Annotated in this window: 25 protein-coding genes; 8 read left to right on the top strand and 17 right to left on the bottom strand. The window is 63.3% G+C overall.

The genetic code is table 11. The features are described from left to right. Positions 1–9 precede the first annotated feature (9 nt). Positions 10–609: an SCO family protein gene (locus OEG81_RS08605; protein ID WP_264132319.1), complete on the top strand. Its 600-nt coding sequence runs from the start codon at positions 10–12 to the stop codon at positions 607–609. A 522-nt stretch (positions 610–1,131) separates the two neighbouring features. Here OEG81_RS08605 and OEG81_RS08600 read toward each other — a convergent pair. From OEG81_RS08600 to OEG81_RS08575, 6 genes are all read right to left on the bottom strand, one after another. Further along, a complete protein-coding gene (locus OEG81_RS08600; RefSeq protein WP_264132318.1) occupies positions 1,132–2,571 on the bottom strand; it encodes a dihydrolipoyl dehydrogenase in 1,440 nt (479 codons plus the stop codon). Between the two features lie 168 nt (positions 2,572–2,739). Further along, positions 2,740–3,318, bottom strand: coding sequence for a nitroreductase (locus OEG81_RS08595; protein WP_412034125.1), 579 nt, complete (start codon positions 3,316–3,318; stop codon positions 2,740–2,742). A 2-nt stretch (positions 3,319–3,320) separates the two neighbouring features. Next, positions 3,321–4,040, bottom strand: a complete 720-nt coding sequence (locus OEG81_RS08590; protein ID WP_264132314.1) for a pyridoxine 5'-phosphate synthase — start codon at positions 4,038–4,040, stop codon at positions 3,321–3,323. A gap of 57 nt (positions 4,041–4,097) precedes the next feature. Next, positions 4,098–5,633 carry an efflux transporter outer membrane subunit gene (locus OEG81_RS08585; RefSeq protein WP_264132313.1) on the bottom strand — a complete coding sequence of 512 codons (1,536 nt, stop codon included), beginning with the start codon at positions 5,631–5,633 and terminating at the stop codon, positions 4,098–4,100. Further along, a complete protein-coding gene (locus tag OEG81_RS08580; protein ID WP_264132311.1) occupies positions 5,626–8,835 on the bottom strand; it encodes an efflux RND transporter permease subunit in 3,210 nt (1,069 codons plus the stop codon). The genes OEG81_RS08585 and OEG81_RS08580 overlap by 8 nt, the downstream gene beginning before the upstream one ends. A gap of 66 nt (positions 8,836–8,901) precedes the next feature. Continuing rightward, complete coding sequence (locus OEG81_RS08575; RefSeq protein WP_264132310.1) at positions 8,902–10,161, bottom strand: efflux RND transporter periplasmic adaptor subunit; 1,260 nt, start codon at positions 10,159–10,161, stop codon at positions 8,902–8,904. Between the two features lie 246 nt (positions 10,162–10,407). On the opposite strand from OEG81_RS08575, the gene OEG81_RS08570 reads away from it, so the two are divergent. Beyond that, positions 10,408–10,728: a BON domain-containing protein gene (locus tag OEG81_RS08570; protein ID WP_264132308.1), complete on the top strand. Its 321-nt coding sequence runs from the start codon at positions 10,408–10,410 to the stop codon at positions 10,726–10,728. A 90-nt stretch (positions 10,729–10,818) separates the two neighbouring features. Here the strand turns inward: OEG81_RS08570 and OEG81_RS08565 are convergent, their stop codons facing one another. From OEG81_RS08565 to OEG81_RS08515, 11 genes are all read right to left on the bottom strand, one after another. After that, positions 10,819–11,397, bottom strand: a complete 579-nt coding sequence (locus OEG81_RS08565; protein ID WP_264132306.1) for a hypothetical protein — start codon at positions 11,395–11,397, stop codon at positions 10,819–10,821. Between the two features lie 17 nt (positions 11,398–11,414). After that, entirely contained in the window at positions 11,415–11,750 is a 336-nt protein-coding gene (locus OEG81_RS08560; protein ID WP_264132305.1) for a DUF883 family protein, read from the bottom strand. A 139-nt stretch (positions 11,751–11,889) separates the two neighbouring features. Then, positions 11,890–12,897: a lysylphosphatidylglycerol synthase domain-containing protein gene (locus OEG81_RS08555; RefSeq protein WP_264132304.1), complete on the bottom strand. Its 1,008-nt coding sequence runs from the start codon at positions 12,895–12,897 to the stop codon at positions 11,890–11,892. Then, positions 12,894–14,108 carry a cardiolipin synthase ClsB gene (gene clsB, locus OEG81_RS08550; RefSeq protein ID WP_264132303.1) on the bottom strand — a complete coding sequence of 405 codons (1,215 nt, stop codon included), beginning with the start codon at positions 14,106–14,108 and terminating at the stop codon, positions 12,894–12,896. The genes OEG81_RS08555 and clsB overlap by 4 nt, the downstream gene beginning before the upstream one ends. After that, complete coding sequence (locus OEG81_RS08545; RefSeq protein ID WP_264132302.1) at positions 14,105–14,866, bottom strand: endonuclease/exonuclease/phosphatase family protein; 762 nt, start codon at positions 14,864–14,866, stop codon at positions 14,105–14,107. Before OEG81_RS08545 ends, clsB begins: the two co-directional genes overlap by 4 nt. Positions 14,867–14,926: 60 nt before the next feature. After that, positions 14,927–15,721, bottom strand: a complete 795-nt coding sequence (locus OEG81_RS08540; protein WP_264132300.1) for an ABC transporter ATP-binding protein — start codon at positions 15,719–15,721, stop codon at positions 14,927–14,929. A gap of 1 nt (position 15,722) precedes the next feature. After that, positions 15,723–16,616, bottom strand: coding sequence for an ABC transporter permease (locus OEG81_RS08535; RefSeq protein ID WP_264132299.1), 894 nt, complete (start codon positions 16,614–16,616; stop codon positions 15,723–15,725). Positions 16,617–16,787: 171 nt separating this feature from the next. Next, positions 16,788–17,756 carry an ABC transporter substrate-binding protein gene (locus OEG81_RS08530; protein ID WP_264132298.1) on the bottom strand — a complete coding sequence of 323 codons (969 nt, stop codon included), beginning with the start codon at positions 17,754–17,756 and terminating at the stop codon, positions 16,788–16,790. 149 nt (positions 17,757–17,905) lie between these two features. Then, a complete protein-coding gene (locus tag OEG81_RS08525) occupies positions 17,906–18,676 on the bottom strand; it encodes a spermidine synthase (protein ID WP_264132297.1) in 771 nt (256 codons plus the stop codon). After that, positions 18,669–19,850: an acetyl-CoA C-acyltransferase family protein gene (locus tag OEG81_RS08520; RefSeq protein ID WP_264132296.1), complete on the bottom strand. Its 1,182-nt coding sequence runs from the start codon at positions 19,848–19,850 to the stop codon at positions 18,669–18,671. The genes OEG81_RS08525 and OEG81_RS08520 overlap by 8 nt, the downstream gene beginning before the upstream one ends. Positions 19,851–19,990: 140 nt before the next feature. Continuing rightward, a complete protein-coding gene (locus OEG81_RS08515; RefSeq protein WP_264132295.1) occupies positions 19,991–20,137 on the bottom strand; it encodes a hypothetical protein in 147 nt (48 codons plus the stop codon). A 118-nt stretch (positions 20,138–20,255) separates the two neighbouring features. Between OEG81_RS08515 and xth the strand changes: the two genes are divergently transcribed. The 6 genes from xth (at position 20,256) to OEG81_RS08485 (ending at position 25,516) form a co-directional block, all read left to right on the top strand. Continuing rightward, on the top strand, positions 20,256–21,053 hold the full coding sequence (gene xth / locus OEG81_RS08510; protein ID WP_264132294.1) for an exodeoxyribonuclease III: 798 nt from the start codon (positions 20,256–20,258) through the stop codon (positions 21,051–21,053). Positions 21,054–21,322: 269 nt separating this feature from the next. Next, positions 21,323–21,922, top strand: a complete 600-nt coding sequence (locus OEG81_RS08505) for a class I SAM-dependent methyltransferase (RefSeq protein WP_264132542.1) — start codon at positions 21,323–21,325, stop codon at positions 21,920–21,922. Continuing rightward, the gene (locus OEG81_RS08500; protein ID WP_264132293.1) at positions 21,891–22,244 is read left to right on the top strand and encodes a hypothetical protein; all 354 of its coding nucleotides are present in this window, start codon (positions 21,891–21,893) and stop codon (positions 22,242–22,244) included. The genes OEG81_RS08505 and OEG81_RS08500 overlap by 32 nt, the downstream gene beginning before the upstream one ends. A 113-nt stretch (positions 22,245–22,357) precedes the next feature. After that, on the top strand, positions 22,358–22,993 hold the full coding sequence (gene gmk, locus OEG81_RS08495) for a guanylate kinase (RefSeq protein WP_264132292.1): 636 nt from the start codon (positions 22,358–22,360) through the stop codon (positions 22,991–22,993). Between the two features lie 30 nt (positions 22,994–23,023). Next, on the top strand, positions 23,024–23,227 hold the full coding sequence (rpoZ, locus tag OEG81_RS08490) for a DNA-directed RNA polymerase subunit omega (RefSeq protein ID WP_264132291.1): 204 nt from the start codon (positions 23,024–23,026) through the stop codon (positions 23,225–23,227). A gap of 18 nt (positions 23,228–23,245) precedes the next feature. After that, positions 23,246–25,516: a RelA/SpoT family protein gene (locus tag OEG81_RS08485; protein WP_264132290.1), complete on the top strand. Its 2,271-nt coding sequence runs from the start codon at positions 23,246–23,248 to the stop codon at positions 25,514–25,516. Position 25,517: the final 1 nt, after the last annotated feature.

The following is a 25,517-nucleotide window of genomic DNA, read 5'->3' as shown; positions in this document are numbered from 1 at the left end:
TCGTCCGTCATGCGTAACTTGTACCGTTTCCTGCTGGGCCTGGCCTGCTGCTTTGTACTGTCGTTTGCCTCCGCTGCGGTTCAGGCCGATACAGCCTTGCACAATGTGCGCGGCTTCCTGCCCGACCTGCGTTTCACGCTGGAAGCGGCGGGCGGAAAAACGGTGACGCAGGACGACTTCAAGGGCAAGACGGTGCTGATGTTCTTCGGCTACGCAAGCTGCCCCGATGTCTGCCCCACGACCATGGCGCAGCTGTCTCAGGTGATGCATGAGCTGGGCGACGAGGCGTCCAAGGTACGCATCCTGTTCGTCAGCGTGGACCCGCACCGCGATACGCCGGATATCCTGGCGGCCTATGTGGAGGCCTTCGACAGCAATGCGATCGGCCTGACGGGCACTGAAAAGCAGGTGGCCGACGTGGCAAGGCGCTATCGGGTGGCCTACCAGATCGAGAAGCCCAAGGGGAACGATCCGGAAAACTACGAGGTGGCTCATAGCCGGGGGGTGTATATCTTCGACGACGATGGACGCGCGCGCTATCTGGCAGCCGATACGGAGTCTGTGGAGGTGCTGACCCGGGGCGTGAAAACGTTATTGGGCCACGGTTAAAGGTAAAGGAGTGGTGGCGCGAATGGCGCGCCGGATGGATATTCGGATTGGGCGTGCTATGGGCACGCCCTTTCTCTTTTGGGCTTGTTGTTTCGGGTTTGGCGGCTGGCCGATTTGAGCGGCTTGTTCATTTGATCTATCGCATGTGATCTCTCATTCATGTGAATCTCTCGTTCATGTGGCTGCAGCTTGCTTCTTCTGACGTGCGGCGGGGCTCGGGTAGCGGTCCAGCTCCACGTGACCGGTTCGGCGCCGCCGCGCCGAACCGGTCACGCGGGCCCAACGGCCTTCACCCCCACCCCGCCCACGTGTAAAAAACAGCAAATGCGCAAAAAAAAAGCAAGCGTGTACGAAAACGGCAAGCATGTGTACAAGAAAGACAGCATGCACGGACACAACGAATACCTAAGCAATGCAAGCTGAACACCGCAGCACAATCGACTTGGCTATAAGCAAAACGGCCGCAATGACACCGTCGATTTACGCGCCCCTAATCCGGCGGCAAGCCGGAAGGCGACCGCATCAATTGCTATTGACCGCCTTCTCCTCCTTGCGAACATCGTCCAGCCTGGCCTCCACCTGATGCTTGGCCGCCTCCCGTAACGCCGTCCGCAGGCCCTCTTCGACCACAGGATGGTAAAACGGCATCTCCAGCATCTGCGACACCGTCAGTTCCTGCTGCACCGCCCAGGCCAGCAAATGGGCGATGTGCTCCATGCCAGGCCCCGCCATCTCGGCCCCCAGGAAGCGGCCGCCGTCCTTATGGACATAAACCCGCAGCTTCCCGCGATTCTTCAGCATCACCCGCGAACGCCCCTGGTTCGCGAAGTCGACCTCGCCGAAAGCCACGCACTGCTTGGGCAGCTCCCTGAACCGCAAGCCCGCCTGTGCCAATTGCGGGTCCGAAAACACCACCGCCATCGGAGCGCGGCGCTTGCCGGGATTGACCTGAGGATACGAAGCGGCGTTCTCGCCAGCGATGCGGCCATCGTCGGCCGCCTCGTGCAGCAGCGGCAGAACCCCGTTCGCATCGCCCGCGATGAAAATCGGCGCCGACCCCAGCTGCAGGGTGGCCGCGTCATACTCCGGCATGCCCTCGTCGTCCAGCGTGGCCGACGTATTCTCCAGGCCCAGCCCGGCCACATTGGGCCGCCGGCCCGCCGCCACCAATACATAATCGAATGTTTCGGTTGCCTCCGGCTGCCCTTCCGTCTGGAAGCGCACTTCGGCCTGCTCACCCACCCGACGCAAGGCCACGATCTGCGTATTCAAGCGCAAGTCCAGTTCCGCCTGGAAGGCGGCCAGCGCGCTCTTCCGGACCTCGGGGTCCGTCAGGCCGCCCAGATTGCCGCTGCGGTTCACAATGCATGTCTTGACGCCCAGCCGGGCCAGCGCCTGGCCCAGCTCCAGGCCGATGACGCCGGCGCCCACCACCATCACGCTGCGCGGCAAATCCTTCCATTCGAATACATCGTCATTGACCACGATGCGATCGCCCAGGCTTTTATAGGATTCGGGCACCACGGGCGAGGATCCCGTGGCGATGACCACGCGGGACGCCTGGATCTCGGTATGATCGTCGACATGCAGCACCGTATCGGAAATGAACCGCGCATGGCCGGTAATCTTGTCGCCGGCCGGCATGCTTTCCACGCTTTCAAGCACGAAACCCACGAAGCGATCGCGCTCGCGTTTGACCCGATCCATGACCTGGGTTCCGTCAATGCGAATCGCGCCGTCGATATGAACGCCGAAGGGCTCCGCCGATGCCGCGGTATGGGCGGCCTCGGCGGCGGCGATAAGCAGCTTCGATGGCATGCAGCCCACCCGCGCGCAGGTTGTCCCGTGCGGCCCGCCTTCGATCAGCAGCACATTCAAACCGGCCGATTTCACCGCCCGATAGGCGGACAGCCCCGCCGTGCCGGCGCCGATAATGGCCACATCCGTTTTCAGTAGTTTCATTTCCAGATACTCCAATCAGGGGGACGGCGATCACCCGGTCGGCAAGCCGCGCGAATGAAATCGTCGATCATCCGTGAGCCGGCCGGAAAACGAGATACCCGGTGTCCCGCCTGCCGAGGGGGGAAGCAAATCCCGACACCGGGCAGCCAGGCAAGCAGCGGGCAGAAGCTAGGTGCCCTGCCACTCGGTGACAAACTGGCGATAATCGGGACGCGGCTGAGTGCCCGGCGCATTGATGGGCGTGCCGATGGCCACATAGCCCATGAAGCGGTAATCCAGGCTGTCGAAGCCCAGCGCTTCGCCGACTTCGTCGACATAGGTCCCCAGGCCTGTGCTCCAGAAAGCCGCATAACCCAGCATATGGGCGGCATTCAATATGTTGGTGACCGCGGCGCCCGTGGCAAGTAGTCTTTCGTGCTCGGGGATCTTGGTGTTGGCGTGATCGAGCCGGCATGCGACGGCGATCAGCAAGGGGACCTGGGCCAGCCAGCGGCGGTTGTTCGCTTCTTTCTCGGGAGCCAGCGGCAGGCCGGCCGACTTGATGGCGCTTATCGCCATGTCGGCCAGGCGCCCTATGGCGTCGCCGCGTATCAGCGCGAAGCGCCAGGGCCGCAACTGCCCATGATCGGGTGCCGACATGGCCGACTGCAGAATGCGCCCGAGCTCGTCTTCAGAGGGGCCGGGAGCCTGCACGAATTTGGCGGAACGGCGGGAAAGCAAATAATCGATTGGTGCTACAGCAGACATCTTCATCCTTTTCTAAGCAGCGCCTTCATGTCGCGCACGGCTTTTTCCCATCCGTCGAAGACGGCGCGCGCCACGATGGCGTGTCCAATATTGAGTTCGGCGATGCCGGGCATGGCCACGATGGACTGGACGTTCTCGTAGTGCAGGCCATGGCCCGCATTGACGCGCAGGCCCAGTCCCACGCCCGCCGCCACGGCACCGCGCAGCCGCGCAAGCTCGGCGTCGATGCTTGACGCGTCGGGCGCATCGGAATACGCGCCGGTGTGAAGCTCGATGACGGTGGCCCCCGCCCGCTGGGCGGCATCGATCTGGGCGGCTTCGGGGTCGATGAACAGCGAAACGCGTATGCCGGCGTCGTGCAATTGGGCGACGGCTTGCCGCACGGCGTCGAACTGGCCCAGGACGTCGAGCCCGCCTTCCGTGGTCAGTTCGCTGCGCTTTTCGGGCACCAGGCAGACGTCTTGCGGACGAACCTGACAGGCAATGCCCAGCATTTCAGCGGTAATCGCGCATTCGAGGTTCATGCGGGTGCGCAGCAGAGGCCGCATCGCGGTCACATCGGCATCCTGGATGTGGCGGCGATCTTCGCGCAGGTGCAGGGTAATGACGTCCGCGCCGGCGTCCTCGGCGCGCAGGGCCGCCTGGATGGGGTCGGGATAAACGGTATGGCGCTGCTGGCGCAGGGTGGCGACATGATCAATATTTACACCCAATTCAATCATTTCGATGCACCACCCCTTCGTTGCCGGTAAAAAAATCCTCTTCCCTATTATTACCTTTTATTGGCTTGTTGTCCCGGCGCCCTGCAGGCCATCGATGCTACCGGACACCGTATCCTGCGTCGTGGTCGGCAAGGGCGGGGCCGAATCCCGCAGCCAGCCCCCGCCCAGCGCCTTGTACAGCTCGACCCGGTTCAACAGGGAATCCATGCCCGTTTGCAGCAGGGTGCGTTGCGTGGTGTACAGGTCGACCTCGGCATTCTGCACCTGAAGGAAGCTGTCTATGCCGGTTTCATAGCGCAGTTGGGCCAATCGCAGGCTTTCGGAGGCCGAGGTCTGCAAAGAGCGCAGCGCGTCCAGCTGGCCTGAATAGGTCGCTTCCCCGGCCAGCGCATCGGCCACTTCGCGGAATGCCGTCTGGATGGCTTTCTCGTATTGGGCGACGGCAATGTTCTTCCGGGCCTTGGCCAGGTCCAGATTGCCGCTGACACCGCCCGAGAAAATCGGCACCTGCAATTGGGGCGAGAACTGCCAGAAACGCTGGCCCGAACCGAACAGGCCGCCCAACTGAGGGCTGGCGAAGCCCAGCAGGCCGGTAATCGAGATATTGGGGAAAAACGCCGCCCGCGCCGCGCCCACATTGGCATTGGCCGAGAGCAAGGCGTTTTCGGCGCCCAGTATGTCGGGACGCCGGGTCAGCAACTCGGACGGCAGGCCCACCGGTATGGCGGCCAGCACCTGGTCGCGCCCGAAGACCGCGGGCGGCGGCAGGTCGGCCGGCGGCTGCGAACCCAGCAGCAATTGCAGGGCGTTCTGCGCCTGCGACTGCGCGCGGCGGATGCCGGTCAGGTCGGCCCGCACCGTATCGAGCTGCCCGCGCGCCTGGTTCAGATCCAGCGCCGAGGCAACGCCGGCGTCATAGCGGGCCTGCACCAGCGACATGGTGCTTTCCCTGGACTTCAGGGTACTGCGCATCAGCACTTCCAGTTGCTGGGCCGTGCGCAGGCGGAAGTACGCCTCGGCCACCTGGGCCACCAGATTGATATGCACGGTGCGCCGGGCCTGTGCCGTGGCCAGGTACTGTTGATACGCGGCTTCGGACAGGTTTCTGACGCGCCCGAAGAAATCCAGTTCGAACGCGGTCATGCCCACGCCCGCCTGGTAATAGCGCGTGACGCTTGAAGATTCCGCGCCGTTCACACGCAAGTTCTCGGGATTGCGCGTGATCTGCGCATTGCCGCCGACGCCCAGCGTGGGATAGCGGTCGCTGTCGGCGATGCCGTACTGCGCCTTGGCCTCCTGCACCCGCTCGACGGCGATGCGCATGTCGCGGTTGTTGGCCAGCGCCAGTTCGATAAGGGCTTTCAGGCGCGGGTCGTTGAAAAACTCGCTCCAGCCCAGATCGGAACTGGTGACCGCATTGGGCGCCACGGACTGGGCGCTGTTCGGTCCGCTGTTGTTCACGGCCGCGGCGTCCGGATACTGGGCCGGCACGGGCGCGTCCGGGCGCTCGTACTTGGGCGCCAGCGAGCAGCCGGCCAGCGCCAGCGTAATCAGCAGCGGCAAGGCGGCGCGCTGGAAAAGGCGATTATTCATGCTTGTCCCCCGTCTTGTTCTCATGGGGTTCCTGGTGAGTGGCGCCATGCGCGCCGGCGTCATGCACCGCATGGGGCACATGGCCGCCAAGCAGCTTGTCCGGCCTGACCTTGAACAGGGTCAGCACGACGACGAAAAAGGCCGGCACGAACAAGACCGCCAGAGGCGTGGCCGCCAGCATGCCGCCCAGCACGCCCAGGCCCACCGCGTTCTGGCTGGCCGCACCGGCGCCGGTCGCCAGGGCGAGCGGCAGCACGCCCAGGATGAAGGCGAAGGAGGTCATGAGAATGGGCCGGAAGCGCAGGCGCGCCGCCTCGATCGTGGCGTCCAGAAGGCTGGTTTTGCCGGTGGCGTACAGATCCTTGGCGAACTCGACGATCAAGATGGCGTTCTTCGCCGCCAGGCCGATGACCGTAATCATGCCGACCTGGAAATACACGTCGTTGGACATGCCCATGACCGTCGTCATGGCGACGGCGCCCAGCATGCCCAGCGGGACGGCCAGCATGACGGACAGCGGTATGGCCCAGCTTTCATACAGCGCCGCCAGCACCATGAAGACGACCAGCACGGCCAGGCTGAGCAGGATGGTCGTCTGGCCGCCGGCCTGGATTTCCTGATAGGACAGCCCGGTCCATTCGACGCCGAAGCCGGCCGGCAACTGGCCGACCAGCTTTTCCATTTCCGCCATGGCTTCGCCCGTGGAATAGCCCGGGCCCGCCGATCCGCCTATGCGCACGGATTCGTAGCTGTTGTAGCGCACGACCTGCACGGGCCCCTCCACCCACTCGTAGGACACGAAGGAGGACAGCGGCACCATCTCGCCCTGGCTGTTGCGCGCATTCAGCTTGAGCACGTCGTCCGGCTTCATGCGATGGCCCTGGTCGGCCTGCACCCACACGTTCTGGATCCAGCCCTGATTGGTGAATTTCCCGACATAGGACGAGCCCATGGCGGTGGAAACAAGCTGCGCCGCTTCGGCGAAATCGACGCCCAGGGCGGCGGCCTTGTCGCGGTCTATGGTCAGGCTAAGCTGCGCGCCCGGCCCAAGGCCGGTGATGCGCGTCTGCGACAGCACCGGGTTCTGGGCCGCCATTTGAAGCAGTTGCTGGGAAGCCGCCATCAGCGCGTCGTGCCCTCGCCCGCCGCGATCCTCCAGGCGCATGTCGAAACCGGATGCGTTGCCCAGCGATGAAATCGCCGGCGGAACGATGGAGAACACCATGGCGTCCGGCAAGCCGAACAACAGCTTCTGCATGGCCTGGCCGGAAATTGCCTGGGCGGAGCTGCCGGGGCTCTTGCGTTCCGAGAAATCCTTCAGCGGGACGAAGGCAATCGCCGAATTGAGCCCGTTGCCGTTGAAGCTGAAGCCCTGGACAGTGATGATGTTGGCCACTTCCGGAATCTTGCTGAAGTACTGCTCCACCTGCTCGATGATCTCCACGGTGCGGTTGGCGGTGGAGCCGGCGGGCAGTTCGATGTTGGCGACCACGTAGCCCTGGTCTTCCTCGGGCAGGAAGGAGGTGGGCAGGCGCAGGTAGAGCCAGCCCAGGGCGATGACCAGCACCAGATAGACCAGCATCATCCGTCCGCCGCGCTTCAGGCTGCGGCCCACCCAGCCCTCGTAGCGCTGCGTGGTGTTGTCGAAGGAGCGGTTGAACCAGCCGAAGAAACCCTTTTTGGTGGCGTGGTGGCCCTTGGGTATGGGCTTGAGTATGGTTGCGCACAAGGCGGGAGTGAAGGTCAACGCCAGCAGCGCCGAGAACAGGATGGACACCGCCATGGCCACCGAAAACTGGCGGTAGATGACGCCCACCGATCCCGACATGAAGGCCAGCGGCAGGAACACCGTGGTCAGCACCAGCGTGATGCCGACGATGGCGCCGCTGATCTGCGGCATGGCTTTCTTGGTGGCCTCTTTGGGCGGCAGGCCCTCCTCGGCCATGATGCGCTCGACGTTCTCGACCACCACGATGGCATCGTCCACCAGGATCCCGATGGCCAGCACCATGGCGAACATGGTCAGCACGTTGATCGAGAAACCCAGGGCCAGCATGACGGCGAAGGCGCCAAGTATGGCCACGGGCACCACCAGGGCCGGGATCAGTGTATAGCGCACGTTCTGCAGGAAGACGAACATCACCACGAACACCAGGACCATGGCTTCGAGCAGCGTGTGCACGACCTGCTCGATGGAAATCTCGACGTAGGGAGAGGTGTCGTAGGGAACGGCGTAGGTGATGTTCTCCGGGAAGAACTCGGACAGCTCGTCCATTTTCGCCTTCACGCCTTCCGCCGTGGACAGCGCGTTGGCGTTGGGCGAAAGCGAGATCGCGAACGCGGCGGTGGCCTTGCCGTTCAGGCGCGCGCCGAACTGGTAGTTGTCGGCCCCGACCTCGATGCGCGCGACGTCGCCCAGGCGCACGGACGAGCCGTCGACGTTGGAGCGCAGCACGATGTTGCTGAACTCTTCGACGGAGGACAACTGGCCGTTCACCACGATGGGAGCCGCCACGCGCTGCGCCTCGGGATTGGGCGGCGAGCCCATGATGCCGCCGGAAATCAGCACGTTCTGGCGGCTGATGGCGTTATTGACGTCGGCCATGCTGAGCTTGAAACCGGTGAGCTTGTCCGGATCCACCCAGACGCGCATGGCGCGGCCCGCCGCGAACAACTGGAACTTGCCCACGCCCGGCACGCGCGACACCGGGTTCTGGATGTTGCGCGTAATGTAATCGGCCAATGCGGTTTCGCTCAGCGATCCGTCGCGCGACGACACCGTGACCACCATCAGGAAGCCGGTATTGGTTTGCGAGACCTTCAGGCCCTGCTGCACCACCGCGGCGGGCAGCTTGGCCGTGATATTGGACACCCGGTTCTGCACGTCGACCTGGGCCAGGTCGGGATTGGTTCCCGGCTTGAAGGTCACGGTGATCTCGGCCTGGCCGTAGGAATCGCTGACCGACTCGTAGTACAACAGCCCTTTTGCGCCGTTCAGCTCGTTTTCGATTACGCTGGCGACGGAACTGGCCACATCGTCGGCGGATGCGCCGGGATAGGTGGCATTGATCGTGATGGCGGGCGGCGCGACTTCCGGATACTGCGAGACCGGCATGTTGGGGATGGCCAGCAAGCCGGCCAGGGTGATTCCCAAGGCGACCACCCAGGCGAAAATCGGTCGTTCAATAAAAAACTGTGGCATGTGCGCTCACTTTATAAGCATTGACGCGGCGGGCCGCCATGTCCGGCCCGCGGGACTGAGGAAGCCTCAGCCCTGGGAGGCGGGTTTGGATCCGGAAGCATCGCCCTGGGGCTGGCCTTGCTGCGCCGCCGGGTCGGTTTTGCCCGCATCGGCGCCCTGGGCGGCCCCGCCCTGGCCGGCCGCCTGTGATTCCTTCCATGGAATGGGCTGCACCGCCGCACCGGGGCGAATCTTCTGGAAGCCCTCCACGACGACCACGTCGCCCGGATTCAGTCCCTTGTAGATGATGGATTTTCCCTTGACCTGAGAGCCTACCGACACCGCGACGGGCTGCACCTTGCCTTCCTTGACGACCATCAGGCTGCTCAGTCCGTCGGAAGTGCGCTGTATGGCCTGTTCCGGCACCAGCAGGGCTTTTTCATCGACGCCCTGTTGCAGGCGCACCCGGACGTACATGCCGGGAAGCAGGATCTGCTCGGGGTTGTCGAACTCGGCCCGGAGGTTCACCTGGCCCGTGGTGGGATCGACGCTGACGCCCGAAAAGAGCAGCTTGCCCTGGTGCTTGTAGGCGCTGCCGTCTTCCAGCAGCACTTGCGCGGCGGGGTCGCCGGCCTGCTTGAGGATTCCTTCGTCCATCGCGCGGCGCAACTGCGCCAGCTGCGTGGTCGAACGCGTGATGTCGACATAAACGCGGTCCAGCTGCTGCACCGTGGCCATCTGCGTGGCGGCGCTGGCGCTGACCAGGGCGCCTTCGGTGACCAGCGATTTGCCGATGCGGCCATCGATGGGGGACACGACCTTGGTATAGCCCAGGTTGATATCGGCCGCCTTAAGGTTGGCCTTGGCGGCGGCAACGGCGGCATCCGCCTGGCCGGCCTGGGCCACGGCGTTGTCGTATTCCTGCCGGCTGACCGCGTTGGCCTTGATCAGCTTGGAATAGCGCTGGGCAAGCAGGCGGGCCGTGCGCACGTCGGCCTCCGCGTTTTTCAGCTGCGCCGCCGCCTGATCGCGCGCGGCGACGTATGGCGCGGGATCGATGGTAAACAGCAACTGCCCTTCCTTGACGTCGCCGCCCTGCTCGAAATTGATCTCGTTGACGATGCCGTTCACGCGGGCGCGGATCTGGGCATCCTTGATCGCTTCGACCCGCCCCGGCAGCTCGACGTAGATTTCGGTCGCGGCCGGTTCAACGGTGATGACGCTGACCGGAACCTTCATTTCGCCCATCGCCTGCTGCGGTTTTTCACCGCAGGCCGCAAGCACGAACAAGGAACATATAAGGACAAAGCGGACTTGCCGCCCTGAAGGCAGGCGAAGGTTCGGCATTCGAAGACTCCCGTACAGCATGCCCTCCTCTTGGGAAAGCAGCGGTAATGATTCTGGTTTTTAGTAAAGCGTGAGTATAAAGGGAAATGTTGCACTACGACAGAATTGCACGCAGATGCTCCTATTTCAATGTGCTTCAGCGCAGGTTGCGCCATCCGGGGCGGCCTCTCCCGGCACAAGTCTTGCTGTGGAGAACGGGCAGCCCTGGATCCAGGGTTTCTTCATTCTCGATAAAGGGAGATCTCTATGGCCAAGAAGCACAGATTCTCGCGCGCGCTCATGATCGCGGCCGCCACCCTGGCGCTGGGCGCCTGCGCCGGCGACCCGGCTCCGCGCAGCGCGGCGCAATACACCGATGATGCGTCCATCAATACCAATGTGCAGGCAGCCGTGGTGTCAGTGCCCGGAGTGCATGCGAACAATATCCAGGTCAGCACATATGAAGGCGTCGTCACGCTGCGCGGCAACGTGGACGACCAGTTGGCGGCGCAAAACGCTGTGCAGGCGGCGCGCCAGGTGGCGGGCGTGAAGAAGGTGGACTACAACATCAAGGTCGGGCAGCCCTGACCACAAGCCGCGCCGGATCGGCGCGTTTTAGGCCTCGCGGCGCAACGGAACCATGCCGAAGCGCCGGGGGCTGAGGGCGCCGTCCGTTTCCTAAATGTCCTTTTCCAGCTGCGGGCTGACCAGAGGGTCGAAATCCTCCCATCCCCCCTCTTCCCAGCGCCCCTGGGCGCGTTCCACTTCCTGCCCGCCGGCATCTTTCAGTATCCGCGCCACGTTCTTTTCGTGCTCGGGCGAGGTATGGACGGCCAGCAGCACGCCCGAGGCGCGCCCTTCGTTCACCTTTGCATCGACCGCTTCCTGCAAGCTGCGCCGCGGCCTGGACTTTCCCAGCACGTACATCGCACCCGCCAGCGAGCCGATATAGGCGCCCGCTCCGGCACCGCCCACGACGATCAGAAAAGAGGTGGAGAAAGTAAAGGCGATGACGCCGCCGATCAGTGCGCCGACGATGCCGACGGCGGCGGCGCCGCCGACCGCGCCGAATTGCCCGCCCTTTGAATCGGGATCGGCGGCCCTGTCGCCGCCCAGCGCATAGCGATCATGCGCTCCGGCCGGATTGACGAAGAAAGTATGCAGGGCGTCGGCTGCGACGCCCTCCTTGATGAGCGCCGAGGCGGCGCCCTGCGCGGCATCGAAGGTATCGAAACGCGCGGCTACGATCAGTGACATGGCCTTTCTCCGAGTAATCAGCGACGCCGGCTGTCGTTGAGGCAGAAGCCGGCGATGGCCCCGGCAAGCGCCGCCACCCCGAGCAGGGGCCATGGGTTGTTGTGCGCATACTCGTCGGCCAGCGTGGAGGCCCTGCTTATCTTTTCAACGGCCGCGCGATTCAATCGCCCGGTTTCCTGTTTCGCCGCCTCCAGCTGCAGGCGCAGATTCTCGCGCGCCGCATCGATTTCGCCGCCTGTATACGACGCGGTCGAGCGCAGCAGCGCTTCCGTGCCCGCGATCAGCTCTTTGGCGTCGTAGACGACCCTTTCTTTCTGCCTGTGCATATCCGCCCGGTGTTTATTCATCATCATCGATACTCCTTGTCAGTGCCCCGCGAAAGGCTGAAAACGCATGGCCTCTTGCGCCGGCCATGCCATCGTTCAAGCAATCAACGTGCCGGGGCAAAGGAAAATCCCGCTCTGCGCCCGGTTTCCGCGGCCGGGGCAGAAATTACCGATAGGGGTAATTCGTACAGCGGACGTCGGATTTATCGGTTTTTCGCCCTTGCCCCATCTTTGCCTCGGCGGCCAGATACCAGGTCCCGGCGATCAGCAAGGGACCAATGTAATAGACGGCCCGATAGACCAGAATGGCGCCCAGTATCTTGAAGCGCGGCAGGTCGGGCGAGGCCAGCAAGGCGATGAACAGCGATTCGATGACGCCCAGCCCGCCCGGTATGTGGGCCAGGGCCCCCGCGATCGCGCTGATGAGCAAGGTGCCAAGCACCAGCGGATAGGCCACTTTCTGCTGCAGCAGCACATAGATCACGGCCGCGATCAGCGCCCAGTTCAGCATGGCGATGCACATTTGCAGGACGGCCATCCCCAACGAGGGAAGCTCGATCTCATGCCCCCATACCGTCCACGAACGGGTCTTCGAGAACCCGCACAGGCCCAGGTAGGCCAGCCCGGCCAGGGCCATTCCCACGCCGATCAGGCGCAGCGCGCCATTGCCCAGCTCCCATTCGGCGGGCAGCGCGACCGCCCCGGCCGCGAACACGACGCCGGCCAGCATCGAGTAGCCTATCCAATTGCTGGCAAGGCTCAGCGCCATCACGCGCATGACCACGCCCTGCTTCAGTCCCTGTCTGGTGTACAGGCGCAAGCGCAGGCCCACGCCGCCGACCGGCGCGCCCAGGTTCATGGTGAAGGCATAGCTGATGAACCCCACCATCATCGCCCTCCACCATGCCAGATCATGCCCGGTGTAGTGCTTGCCCACCAGGTCGAAGCTGCTGTAGAGCACATAGCTGGCCGCGGAAATCAATGCCGCCGTCCATAGGACGGGTCCGGGCATCGCGCCGATGGCGCCAAGCACCTCGCCCCATTCGATCCGTGTCGCCGCCATGCAAAGCAGCACGATGACCAGGCAGATGAATCCGGCGGTGGCCACCTTGCGGATGCGGGGCCAGTGGGCCCGGGTCCAGGCCAGGCTGCTTTTCGTCCAGGCGGCGCTCATGGCTGCTCCCCGGCCTGCTCGTCCATGGGCGCGGGCACGGACCTCAGCTCCGGCTTGCGCGCTGGCAGCCACCCCGCCCATGAGGGGAAGCGGCGAAGAAAATGAAAGACGAACACGCCTACGAGCACGCGCTGGATTTTCCTGCGGGGCGCTGTCTGCCGCCGCATCAATTGGCAGTGGTTTTCAATGAGCGCTTCAAGGCGCTGCTGCAATATGGAGCTGAATTCCCTGTCGTTGATCAAGACATTCGCCTCCAGGTTGAGCGCCAGGCTGAGCGGATCCAGATTGCTCGAACCGACCGTGGACCAGACGCCGTCCATGGTTGCGACCTTTCCGTGCAGGGGCCGTTCGCAGTATTCGTAGATATGGACGCCGCCCGACAGGAGATAGTCATAAAGCATGGTGGCGACGAAGCGCGCGAACGGCATGTCGGGCTCGCCCTGAAGAATCAGGTGGACCCGCACGCCGCGCTTGGCCGCATTGCGCAGATCCCGCAGAAAGCGATAGCCCGGAAAGAAATAGGCGTTGGCGATGAATATCTCGCGCTGCGCGGCGCGCAGGCCGATCCGGTAATGGGTCTCGATATCGTTCTTGTGCCGGTCATTGTCGCGGACCACCAGCGCGGCCGCGCTGTCGCCCGGTTCATCAGCGGCCGGCGCCCTCTTGCGGCGCAGCCCGCGCCATGAAAACCTTGGACGCACCGGCTGCAGAATCTGGGCTTCGAAGCGCGCGATATGTTCCACCAGCGGGCCGCGTATGGAGACTGCGTAATCCTGCTTGGCGGTGGGACCGTAATCGGCCAGGTGATCGGCGCTGAAATTGATGCCTCCGACAAATGCAAGGGCATCGTCGATCACCACGATCTTCCGGTGCAGGCGCCTGAACAGATTGGTGCGCATGCCCAGGCGCTTGGGCCGGGGGTCGAACACATGAAACGCAACGCCTGCGGACGTCATGGCGTCGATGAACTCCGCGGTCAGATCGGCCGACCCGTATCCGTCGACCGTGATGTCGACGCGCACGCCGCGCTGCGCCGCCTCGATCGCCGCCCGCTGCAGTTCCCGGCCCACCGCATCTTCGAAAATGATGAAGGTTTCCAGGACCACGCTGCGCTGGGCGGCGCGTATCGCATCGAATACAGCGGGAAAGAAGGCTTCACCGTTCTCCAGCAGCTCCAGGGAGTTTCCCGACGTCCACGCCACCGCCGTCATAGCGTCAGCTCCACGGCCAGAGGCGCATGATCCGACAGATGGGTCCAGGGCCGGGACGCCAGCGCCACGGGCTCGAAGTCCCCTACATTGCGGACATAGATTCTATCCAGCCGCAGCAAGGGAAAGCGCGCCGGATAGCTGCGCGCCACCTGGCCATGCCGCTCGCGATACACCTCTTTCAGGCCGCTGGAGCGCGTAAGGGCCTTTTGTCCGCGCAAGCGCCAATCGTTGAAATCCCCCGCCACGACCAGCGGCGCATCGGCGGGAATCTCCTGCTCGATCAGCCGGCACAGATAGGCCAGCTGGCTGCCCCGGTGTTTCTCCTGCAGGCCCAGGTGCACGCAAATCGCATGTATGTCCGTGTCCCGGCCCGGCGGCTTCAGGACGCAATGCAAGAGGCCACGCTTCTCGTGACGGCCTATGGAGACATCGATGTTGTCGTAGCGCGCGATGGGGAATTTGGACAGCACGGCATTGCCGTGATGGCCATGGGGATAGACGGCATTGCGCCCGTAGGCGTAGTCTCCCCATATCGAATCGGCCAGGAACTCATACTGGCTGGTGGCGGGCCAGCGGGCAAGCTTCTGGGCATGGTGATGATGCGCCCCCAGCACCTCCTGCAGAAAGACGATGTCCGCATGGGTAGCTCGTATGGCATCGCGCAATTCATGCAGGATGAAGCGACGATTGAAAACCGTAAAGCCCTTGTGCGTGTTTACGGTAAGTACTTTTAGAACAAGCGGATCCTCGATAGTCATAGGGGCCTGCGGCAGTCAACACCGCAGCTGCGCAGCAAGCCCCATGCCCAAGGGCCCGCATCACCCTAAGAGAAGGCCATCGTCGGACAGTTTCTCGCCCCGAACGCGCTCGAACATGTTCAGCAGATCGGGAACGTCCATGCCTCGCCTTTCGGGTCCGGATACGTCGAGCACGACATTGCCCTGGTGCAGCATGACGGTGCGTTCGCCCACATCCAGGGCCTGGCGCATGCTGTGCGTGACCATCATGGTGGTCAGCCTGCTTTCGGACACGATGCGGGCCGTCAGATCCAGCACGAACTGGGCCGTGCGCGGATCGAGCGCCGCCGTGTGTTCGTCGAGCAGCAAAATGCGTGAGGGCCGCAAGGCCGCCATGAGCAGGCTGACCGCCTGGCGCTGACCGCCCGAGAGCAGGCCGATGCGATCGGTCAGCCGGTTCTCCAGACCCAGTCCCAGAATGGACAGGCGCTCGCGGAATTCGTCGCGCATCGAATGCCTGACGGCCTTGGCAAAGCCGCGCCGCTCGCCGCGGCTGTAGGCCAGCGCCAGGTTCTCTTCGATGGTCAGGTCCTCGCAGGTACCCGCCATGGGATCCTGGAACACCCTGGCCACCCGCTTGGCCCTTTCCCAGACGGGCTGTCGGGTGACGTCCTGATTGTCGATGACGATGGTGCCGCTGTCTATGGGCAGGTCGCCCGAAACCGCATTCAGGAAGGTGGACTTGCCCGCTCCGTTGGAGCCTATGACGGTCACGAACTGGCCGGCCGGAATGTCCAGCGACAAGCCGCGCAAAGCGCGGGTCTCGATGGGCGTGCCCGCATTGAACGTGATGTTCAGGTTCTGTGCGCTCAACATCTCAGCGCCCTCCGTTCTTGCCGCGCAGGCGTTGTTTCAGCAATGGAATGACCAGAGCGATGGTGACCAGGACAGCCGTTACCAGGTTCAGGTCCTGCGCCTTCAGGCCGATGAAATCGACATTCAAGGCCAGGGCGATGAAGAAGCGGTACAGGATCGCGCCCAGGATCACGGCCAGGGTGATGATGACCAGCCTGCGCGAAGGCATGATGCTCTCGCCCACGATGACGGCGGCCAGGCCGATGACGATGGTGCCTATGCCCATGGAAATATCGGCGCCGCCCTGCGATTGCGCGAACAGCGCGCCCGCCAGCGCGCACAAGGCATTGGATATGCCCATGCCCGCCAGGATCTGTCCGCCCGTGGCCACCCCCTGTGAGCGCGCCATCCGCGGATTGGAGCCGGTGGCGCGCATGGCCAGGCCCGTCTTGGTGGAGAAATACCAATCGAGCGCCAGCTTGCAGGCCACGACCACGACCAGCAGGATCAGCGGCCGCATGATGTAGTCGCTGATGCCTTCGGGCTGCAAGACGGTGAAAACGGTGGGGTCGGAGATCAGGGGCACATTGGGCCGCCCCATGATGCGCAGGTTGATCGAATACAGGGCGATCATCATCAGGATGCTGGCAAGCAGATCCATGATTTTCAGGCGAACGTTCAGCCAGCCCGTGATCATGCCGGCGACCGCCCCGGCCAGGGTGGCGACCAGCGTAGAGGTGAACGGATCCATGCCCATGCTGATCAGGGTGGCGGCGGTGGCCCCGCCCAGCGGGAAGCTGCCGTCCACGGTCAGGTCGGGGAAGCGCAGTATCCGGAAGGAAATCAGCACGCCCAGAGCCACCAGGCCGAAGATAAGGCCGATCTCCAGGGCGCCCCACAATGAATAAATAGACATGTATCTAACCGGTAAAACCAAAAAAGAAACAGGCGGGCTGCCAGTGCCCCGCCTGGTTAATTCGCTTGGCCAAGTTCGGCGAACTTGATTCCGTCAACTAACCAGGCGGGGTCTGCGGCAACCCGCCTGTTCATATGGACGCATGCATTTTAATCGATGCGCCGCGGCTGTTTATTCGATGACCTTGGTCGCGGATTTCACGAATGCATCGGATAGCTTCACACCCTGCTTCTCGGCTGCGCCCCGATTGACGAACAGCTCGAGCTTGTCGCTGGTTTCGGAGGCGAGTTCGCCGGGCTTCTGGCCTTTCAGAATCTTGATGACCATTTTCCCGGTCTGGATGCCCAGGTCGTGGTAATTGACGCCCAGCGCGGCAATGGCGCCGCGCTTGACGCTGTCGGTGTCCGAGGCGATGAGGGGAATCTTGGCGTCGTTGCCCACCTTGACCAGGGCCTCGTAGGCCGACACCACGTTGTTGTCGGTATTGGTGTAGATGACGTCGACCTTCCCGACAAGGCTGCGTGCGGCGGCCCCCACGTCGACGGTGCGCGCGGCGGTCGCTTCGACCAGCGACATGCCGGCCTTGGGCAGGAGTTCGCGCATCTGCTTGACCACCACGACCGAGTTGGCTTCGCCCGGGTTGTAGACCATGCCCACGCGCTTGGCTTCGGGCACGACCTTCTTGATCAGATCGACCTGCTTCTCAAGAGCCAGGCTGTCGGACACGCCGGTGACGTTGGTTCCGGAAGGCTCCATGGATTTGACCAGTTGAGCGGCCACGGGGTCGGTCACGGCCGAATACACCACCGGGATGGACTTGGTGGCCGCCACCACGGCTTGCGCCGAGGGCGTGGCAATGGCGACGATGACGTCGGGCTTGTCGCCCACGAACTTGCGTGCGATCTGGGCGGCGATGGCGGTGTTGCCCTGCGCCGTCTGGAATTGCCACTTCAGGCCCTTGGCTTCGGTATAGCCGGCCTTGGCCAGGGCTTCGTGGACGCCGTCCTTGATCGAGTCCAGGGCGGGATGCTCGACGATGGACGTGACGGCGACGGACTGGGCGGACGCCGGGGCGTGCGCCATCGCGCCCATCATGGCCATGGCCCCTAAAGCCAGCTTGGCGGACGTGTTAAACCTCATGTGAAGCTCCTTGACGAATACAAGCGACATCAGCAAAGCGTCGCGGACGGACGTTAGTCTAACCCGTTGAAGGCCCGATTGCCTTCAAGGGAAATCCCTGCCGCCACACCCCTGGCCCATGTTGACGCCAACGGGGCGCCGCGCGGCTCCTAGACCACCAGCGAACTGCGCGGGCCATGCTGCGCGAGCAGCGAACGGACCCAGCGGCGCGCCGGCAGCCCGTAGGACGACTCGACCTCGTCCGCTCTCTGCAGCAGCTGCAATGTGGACACGTCCAGCAGGGGTCCCTTGAAGGCCAGCACGATGCGGTTTCCCGCATCGATCTCGGGCAGCTCCAGCACCCTTCCCCCGAACGCCTTGCGGATGTTCCTGAGGTTGGGCGGAAAACTGGCATGGTTCCCGAACAGATTGACCGTCATGACTCCCGCATCGGCCAGCGCGCGGTGACAGCCTTGGTAGAACTCCAGCGAGTCGCGCACCGGGCCTTGCGCCTGGGCATCGTACAAATCCACCATCAGCGCCATGTAGCGGCCGAAGTTGGCGGGCTTTCCGACCCATAGCCCGGCATCGCAATGGTCGATGGCCGAACGGCGCGTTTCGGGCAAGCGGAAATACATGCGGCAGATCGCCGTCACGGCGGGATTCCATTCCACGGTCTGGACCCATGCCGGCGTGTGCTTGAGCGTGTAGCGCAGCAAGGACCCGGCGCCCAGGCCCAGGATGGCGACCTCGTCCGTCTTGCGGGGCTCGAGGAACAGCAGCCAGGCCATCATCTGCTGGGTATAGGCCAGCACCAGTTCATGCGGCCTGGCCATGCGCATGGCGCCCTGTATCCATTCCGTGCCGAAATGCAGATAGCGCACGCCGCCCTGCTCGGACAGCGTGGGCGTGTCGTCCAGCAAATCGTCCGGCTCAAGCACGTTCGAAAATCGCGGCGATGCCCTGCCCGCCGCCTATGCACATGGTGACCAGGGCATAGCGCCCTTGTATGCGCTGGAGTTCATGCAGCGCCTTGACGGTGATGATGGCGCCGGTGGCCCCGATGGGATGGCCCAGGCTGATGCCGCTGCCGTTGGGGTTGACCTTGGCCGGGTCGAACCCCAGTTCCTTGCTGACCGCGCAGGCCTGGGCCGCAAAGGCCTCGTTGGCTTCGATGACGTCCATCTGCCCGACGGTGAGCCCCGCCTTTTCCAGCGCGATGCGCGTGGCCGGCACCGGCCCTATGCCCATGTATTTCGGCTCGACTCCGGCATGCCCGTAGGATACCAGCCGGGCCAGCGGCGCCACGCCCCGCTCTTTGGCGGCCGAGGCGGTCATGAGCAGCACGGCGCCTGCTCCATCGTTCAGCCCCGACGCATTGCCGGCCGTGACCGTGCCGTTCTCTTTCTGGAACACGGGCCGCAGCGCGGCGAAGTTCTCGGCGACGGCATCCATGCGCACATGTTCGTCGGTATCGAACACCACATCCCCCTTGCGGGTTTTCTGGATGACCGGAACGATTTGCTCTTTGAAGTAGCCTTGCCTGATGGCTGCGGCGGCACGCTGGTGCGACACCAGCGCCAGGTCGTCCTGGTCCTGGCGGCTGATGGAGTATTTCTGCGCCACGTTCTCGGCCGTCACGCCCATATGGGTTTTGTCGAAGGGATCGGACAGGGCGCCGGTCATCATGTCGAGCATGGCGCTGTCGCCCATGCGCGCACCCCAGCGCTGCGCCGGAGCGATATAGGGCGCCCGGCTCATGCTTTCGGCGCCCGCGCCGATGGCGATGCTGGCATCGCCGAGCTTGAGGGCCTGCGCGGCGGAGATGATGGCCTGAAGGCCGGAGCCGCAAAGGCGGTTCACATTGAAGGCAGGCGTGGCGTGGCCGATGCCGGCATGCATGGCCGCCACCCGCGACAAATACATATCGCGCGGCTCGGTGTTGATGACATGGCCGAAAACGACGTGCCCTACGTCGGCCGGCGACACATTGCTTCGATCGAGCACGGCCCGCAGGACCAGCGAGCCCAGGTCGCAGGGCGGTACGTCCTTGAGGGCGCCGCCGAAATCGCCAACGGCTGTTCGGCTGGCGCCGACCACGAAAATATCTTCCATCGAGATCTCCTGATTCAGTATCCATTCCGCCTTGAAGGCCAACAGGCAATATTAACGCGCTATCATCCAGCCTTGAAATGAAACACGGCAGGAACTTGCGTCCTGCCGTGTCCGGTCAGCCCAGGAGAAACCCTTAGCCCCTAGCCTTGAGCCTCTTTCGCGGGAACACCCTGCTTGGCGTCTTCGCCCCGCTTTTCGGACTCGTCGCGGGCGGTGTCCGGAGCCACCCAGTTCAGCGGTTCGATCACGAAAGGCTGCTTCTTTGCAGTCGGCTTTTTGCTTGACATGCTGATTCTCCTTAATGCATTACAAAGGGCGCCCCGTGCGCCCCCGTACTCTATTAGGGTACCCTATAAAGCGGATTAAATCCAATTACGTCAATAACTTACACAAAACGGAAGCCGTATGAAGCTCGCCACATGGAATGTCAACTCCCTTAAAGTGCGCTTGCCGCAAGTCCTGGAATGGCTGGAACAGAATCGCGTACAGGCTCTGTGCCTGCAGGAATTGAAGCTGGCCGACGACAAGTTTCCACTGGACGCCTTCCGGGAAATCGGCTACCAGGCGCAATGGGCCGGTCAGAAGACCTATAACGGGGTGGCGGTCATCGCGCCGCAGGAATGCCTTGAGGTGCAGCGCAACATACCGGGTTTCGACGACCACCAGCAACGCATCATCGCCACGACGCTGGCCAGCCCCATTGGCGACATACGTGTCATCAGCGCCTATTGCCCCAATGGGCAGGCCCTGGCCAGCGAGAAATATGAATACAAGCTCAGATGGTTCCAGGCCTTGCGCGACTGGCTGCGCGAAGAACTGGCACGATTTCCGCGCCTGGCCATACTGGGCGACTACAACGTGGCCCCGGCCGACGAGGACGTGCACGACCCCGCGAAATGGGTGGGCGACGTGCTGGTTTCCGAACCCGAGCGCGCAGCATTCTCCGCGCTGCTGGAGCTCGGCCTGACCGATGCCTTCCGCCAGTTCGAGCAGCCCGAGAAAAGCTTTACCTGGTGGGACTACCGCCGTTTCGCCTTCCGGCGCAACGCGGGCCTGCGCATCGATCATGTCCTGCTTTCGGAAGCCCTGCTCCCCTATTGCAGCGGCTGCGTCGTCGACAAGGCGCCGCGCGCCAATGAACAGCCCTCGGACCACACGCCCGTCATCGCAACATTGGACTTCGAGCGGAAGGCCCCGAACTGAACCGTCTGGACCGGTCCGCCCGCGCGGGGAAGCCGGGCTTCCCCGGCCCATACGCTGCATCTTTTTTTAAGTGGAAACGATATACTTCCGCAACGCGCTCGCCTTGCGGAACTTCCGACTAGCCTACGCCTATTTTGGTATTACATTTCGTCATTCGCTGTGCTGATTCTGCTGTTAACGTAACGCAAACTTGAACAGGACGGAGTCGTATGATGCATCGGGTACTCGGGCTTGGGCGCGTCGGGCGGGTGTCCGACTATCTTAAGAACATGGCGCCAGGCCTTTTTTTACAGGAGCTTTGCTCCAGGCCGGGCATTATCGGCGCCATCTGTCCAAGTTCGCGCTACCTGGCCCGGCATATGGCCAGGCAGGTTCCCCATAACGACAAGGGCCTGGTCATCGAGCTGGGTGGCGGCACCGGCGCCATCACCCAGGCGCTGCTGAATCACGGCATTCCGCCCGAACGCCTGATGGTGGTGGAGTTTTCCAGCCCCTTCGTCCAGCGGCTGCGCAAGCGCTTTCCTCACGTCAATGTAGTGCAAGGCAATGCCGCCGACCTCAGCCGACTGGTGCCCCAGGGGAGCCGGATTCACGCCATCGTGTCCAGCCTGCCCTTGTGCTCCCTGCCCGAGCCCATGACGCAATCCATTCTTCAGCAGTGGCAGCAACTGCTGCACGAGGATGGGGTAGCCGTTCAATTCACGTACAATCTGCGTAGCCCCAAATGGCGCAGGCACATGCAGGCGCAGCAAACCAGTTCGAAAATCGTCTGGGCCAACCTGCCTCCCGCCAATATCACGACTTTTTCATTCAGAACAGCCAAGCTGCCCGCCCCGCATGAGCACCTATCCCCAGAGCCGCCTCGTTGACACCCTGGAACAGGGCGCCGTCCTCGATGTCACCATCGAAGAACTGCACTTTCGTGCCTATGTGGTAGTAAGCGAGCCCGATCTGGAGCGCGTCGCCGATTTCGTGCCCAGGGAACAATTCGAACAGGACGGCGACGTGCACGTGGCCGCCATCGGCGACCCCGGCCAGGCCCGCGAACAAATCCAGGACATCGCCTTCAACATGAACCCGGGCGACGCCGCTGTTTTCCTGTGCGCCGACGAAGCCGCCTTCAGGAACACGCTGGAGGAACTGGGCCAGAATCCGGATCTCCATCCAGGCCTTCCCACCCGGTTCAATTAGACCGATCGACGCTGGCGGGAAGCCTCTTTTTTTGCCAAGAAACCGGTGCCCGGGCAAAAACGGGACGGGAATTTGCTATTCTTCCCGCTCTCATTTGTTACTATCCACTAATCATGTCGTCTTATTCCGGCAATATTTTCATGGTCGTCGCGCCCAGCGGCGCGGGCAAATCCAGCTTGGTCAACGCCTTGCTGGCCGATGATCCGTCCGTGGTCCTGTCCATTTCCTGCACCACCCGCGCCCCGCGGCCCGGCGAAGAAGCCGGCAAGCACTATCGCTTCGTCAGCCACGAGCAATTCGAAACGCTGCGCCGCCAGAACGCGTTGCTGGAATGGGCGGAAGTCCATGGCAATTTCTACGGCACCCCCCGCGATCGCATCGACGAGGCGCTGCACCAGGGCAAGGACGTATTGCTCGAGATCGACTGGCAGGGCGCCCGCCAGGTGCGCGAGCACTATCCCCAGGCCATAGGCATATTCATATTGCCGCCTTCCATCGAGGCGCTGGAAGCCCGCCTGACCAAGCGCGGGCAGGATGCGCCCCACGTGATTTCACGCCGGCTGCTGGCCGCGGGCAGCGAAATGTCGCATGCTTCGGAGTGCCAATATGTTATTATTAATCAAGAATTTAGCACCGCACTGCTGCAATTGGGCCAAATCCTGGCCGCCACCCGCTTGCGTTACGGCACGCAGGCGGCGCGCAATGCCGAGCTCTTTAGTCAACTGGGCATCAGTAAAACTGTCGCCTGACTCGTCCAACCCCACACCTATAGGTTAAAAATGGCCCGCATTACCGTTGAAGACTGCCTCGAGAAAGTCCCCAATCGCTTCAATCTGACCCTGGCAGCCACCTATCGCGCCCGCGAACTGGCGCAAGGCCACGAGCCTCGCCTGGACAGCAAAGACAAGCCCACCGTCACCGCCCTACGCGAAATTGCCGCCGGTGTGACCGGCCTGGAAATGCTGCGCAAAGTCCCAACCTGATTTTCCGCGGGGCGGCTCATGGCGTTTTCCGGTCTTCGCGGTGCTTCCTCCGGCCTGCTGGCGGTCCTCAAAAAGGGCCCCAGGCTGCGCAGGCGCAAGTCCCCCAAGACACCGGCCGCCCTGCCCGGCGCCGAAACGCCGCCCAACACCATCGCCTCGCTGGCGCCGCTCACCAAGATCATCAGTCTTTATCTCGACCCCAAAGACGTCGAGCGCATCAAGGAAGCCTACCGTTTTGCCGATCAGGCCCACCTGGGGCAATTCCGGGCCAGCGGCGAACCTTATATCTCCCATCCCATCACCGTCACCGAGATCTGCGCCGGCTGGAAGCTGGACGCCGATTCGCTGATGGCGGCGCTGCTGCACGACGTCATCGAAGACCAGGGAGTCAGCAAGCAGGAACTGGCCGAGAAATTCGGCGCCGATGTTTCCGAAATCGTCGACGGCCTGTCCAAGCTGGACAGGCTTGAGTTCGCCACCAAGGCTGAGCAACAGGCCGAGAGCTTTCGCAAGATGCTCCTGGCCATGGCGCGCGACGTGCGCGTCATTCTCATCAAGCTGGCCGATCGCCTGCACAATATGCGCACCCTGGGCGCGGTCAGCCCCGAAAAGCGGCGGCGCATCGCCCGCGAAACGCTGGAAATCTACACGCCCATCGCCCACCGGCTGGGCCTGAACGCTCTGTTCCGCGAGCTCCAGGATCTGTGCTTTCAGGCCATCCACCCTAACCGCTATCAAGTGCTGCACAAGGCCATGATGGCGGCCCGCGGCAATCGCCGCGAAGTATTGGGCAAGATATCCGACGCCGTCAGGGTGGCGCTGCCCGCCGCCGGCATCGAGGCCGAGGTCAGCGGCCGTGAAAAATCGCTGTACAGCATCTACACGAAAATGGCCGAGCAGAAAAAGTCGTTTTCCGACGTGCTGGACATTTACGGATTCCGCGTCATCGTCCATACCCTGCCCGAGTGCTACCTGGCGCTGGGCACGCTGCATCAGCTCTACCGGCCGGTGCCCGGCAAGTTCAAGGACTACATCGCCATCCCCAAGCTCAATGGCTACCAGTCGCTGCACACGACGCTGGTAGGCCCTTACGGCACGCCGGTCGAGTTCCAGTTCCGCACCCGCGACATGGACCATATCGCCGAAGAAGGGGTGGCCTCGCACTGGCTATACAAAGACGACGACGTCACGCTCAACGACCTGCAGAAGCGCACCCATCAGTGGCTGCAGTCCCTGCTCGACATCCAGAGCCAGACCGGAGATTCGGGCGAATTCCTGGAGCACGTCAAGGTCGACCTGTTTCCCGACGCCGTCTACGTCTTCACGCCCCAGGGCAAGATCCTCTCCCTGCCGCGCGGGGCAACGCCGGTCGACTTCGCCTATACCATCCACACCGACATCGGCAACCAGGCCGTGGCCGCGAAGATCAATGGCGAATTCGCCCCCTTGCGCAGCGAACTGAAAAGCGGCGATGCCGTCGAGATCATCACCTCGCCCGCCTCCCGCCCCAGCGCCCAATGGCTCAATTACGTGCGCACGGGGCGGGCCCGGTCCGAGATCCGCCACTATCTGCGCACCGTCAAGTACGAAGAGTCCATCGCCTTCGGCCAGCGCCTGCTCAACCAGGCCTTCGATCAGCTGCATCTGCCCCATCCGGCCGAAGACGACCCGGAATGGGAAAAACTGGCGAAAAGCTCGGGCGCCAGCTCGCGCGAGGAAATCCTGGCCGACATCGGCCTGGGGAAACGGCTGGCCGCGGTGGTCGCCCGGCGCTTCGCCCCGGAAAACGCCATACTGGCCACCACGGCGGCGGCGGTCGACGAGCTCACCTCGACCAGCAGCACCCCCATACTCATCCATGGCAACGAAGGACAGGCGGTTCAGCTGGCGCCCTGCTGCGGGCCGCTGCCGGGCGACGCCATCATAGGCGGCATCCGCCTGGGGCATGGCCTGGTCGTCCACATGGAAGAATGCGCCGTCGCGCAGCGCGCTCGGGCGCGCGAACCCGAGCGCTGGATACCGGTGATGTGGGACAGCAATACCGCCCGCCACCTGTCCACGCGCCTGGACGTCACCGTCATCAACGAGCGCGGCGTATTGGGCCGCCTGGCCGCCGAGATCACCGAGGCGGACTCCAACATCATGCACCTGACCATGCAGGACGACGCCGCCTCCACGGGCCTGCTGCACCTTACCGTCCAGGTCGACAGCCGCAAGCACCTGGCCCAGGTGATACGGGCCATACGGCACGTGCCGCAGGTGCAGAAAATCGTCCGCCTGAAAGGCTAGC

This window comes from Pollutimonas sp. M17 (genome assembly GCF_025836975.1).
In the GTDB taxonomy this organism is placed as follows: Bacteria; Pseudomonadota; Gammaproteobacteria; order Burkholderiales; family Burkholderiaceae_B.
Note: the sequence above shows the minus strand (reverse complement) of the source record. Positions and strands in the feature narration are given on the sequence as shown.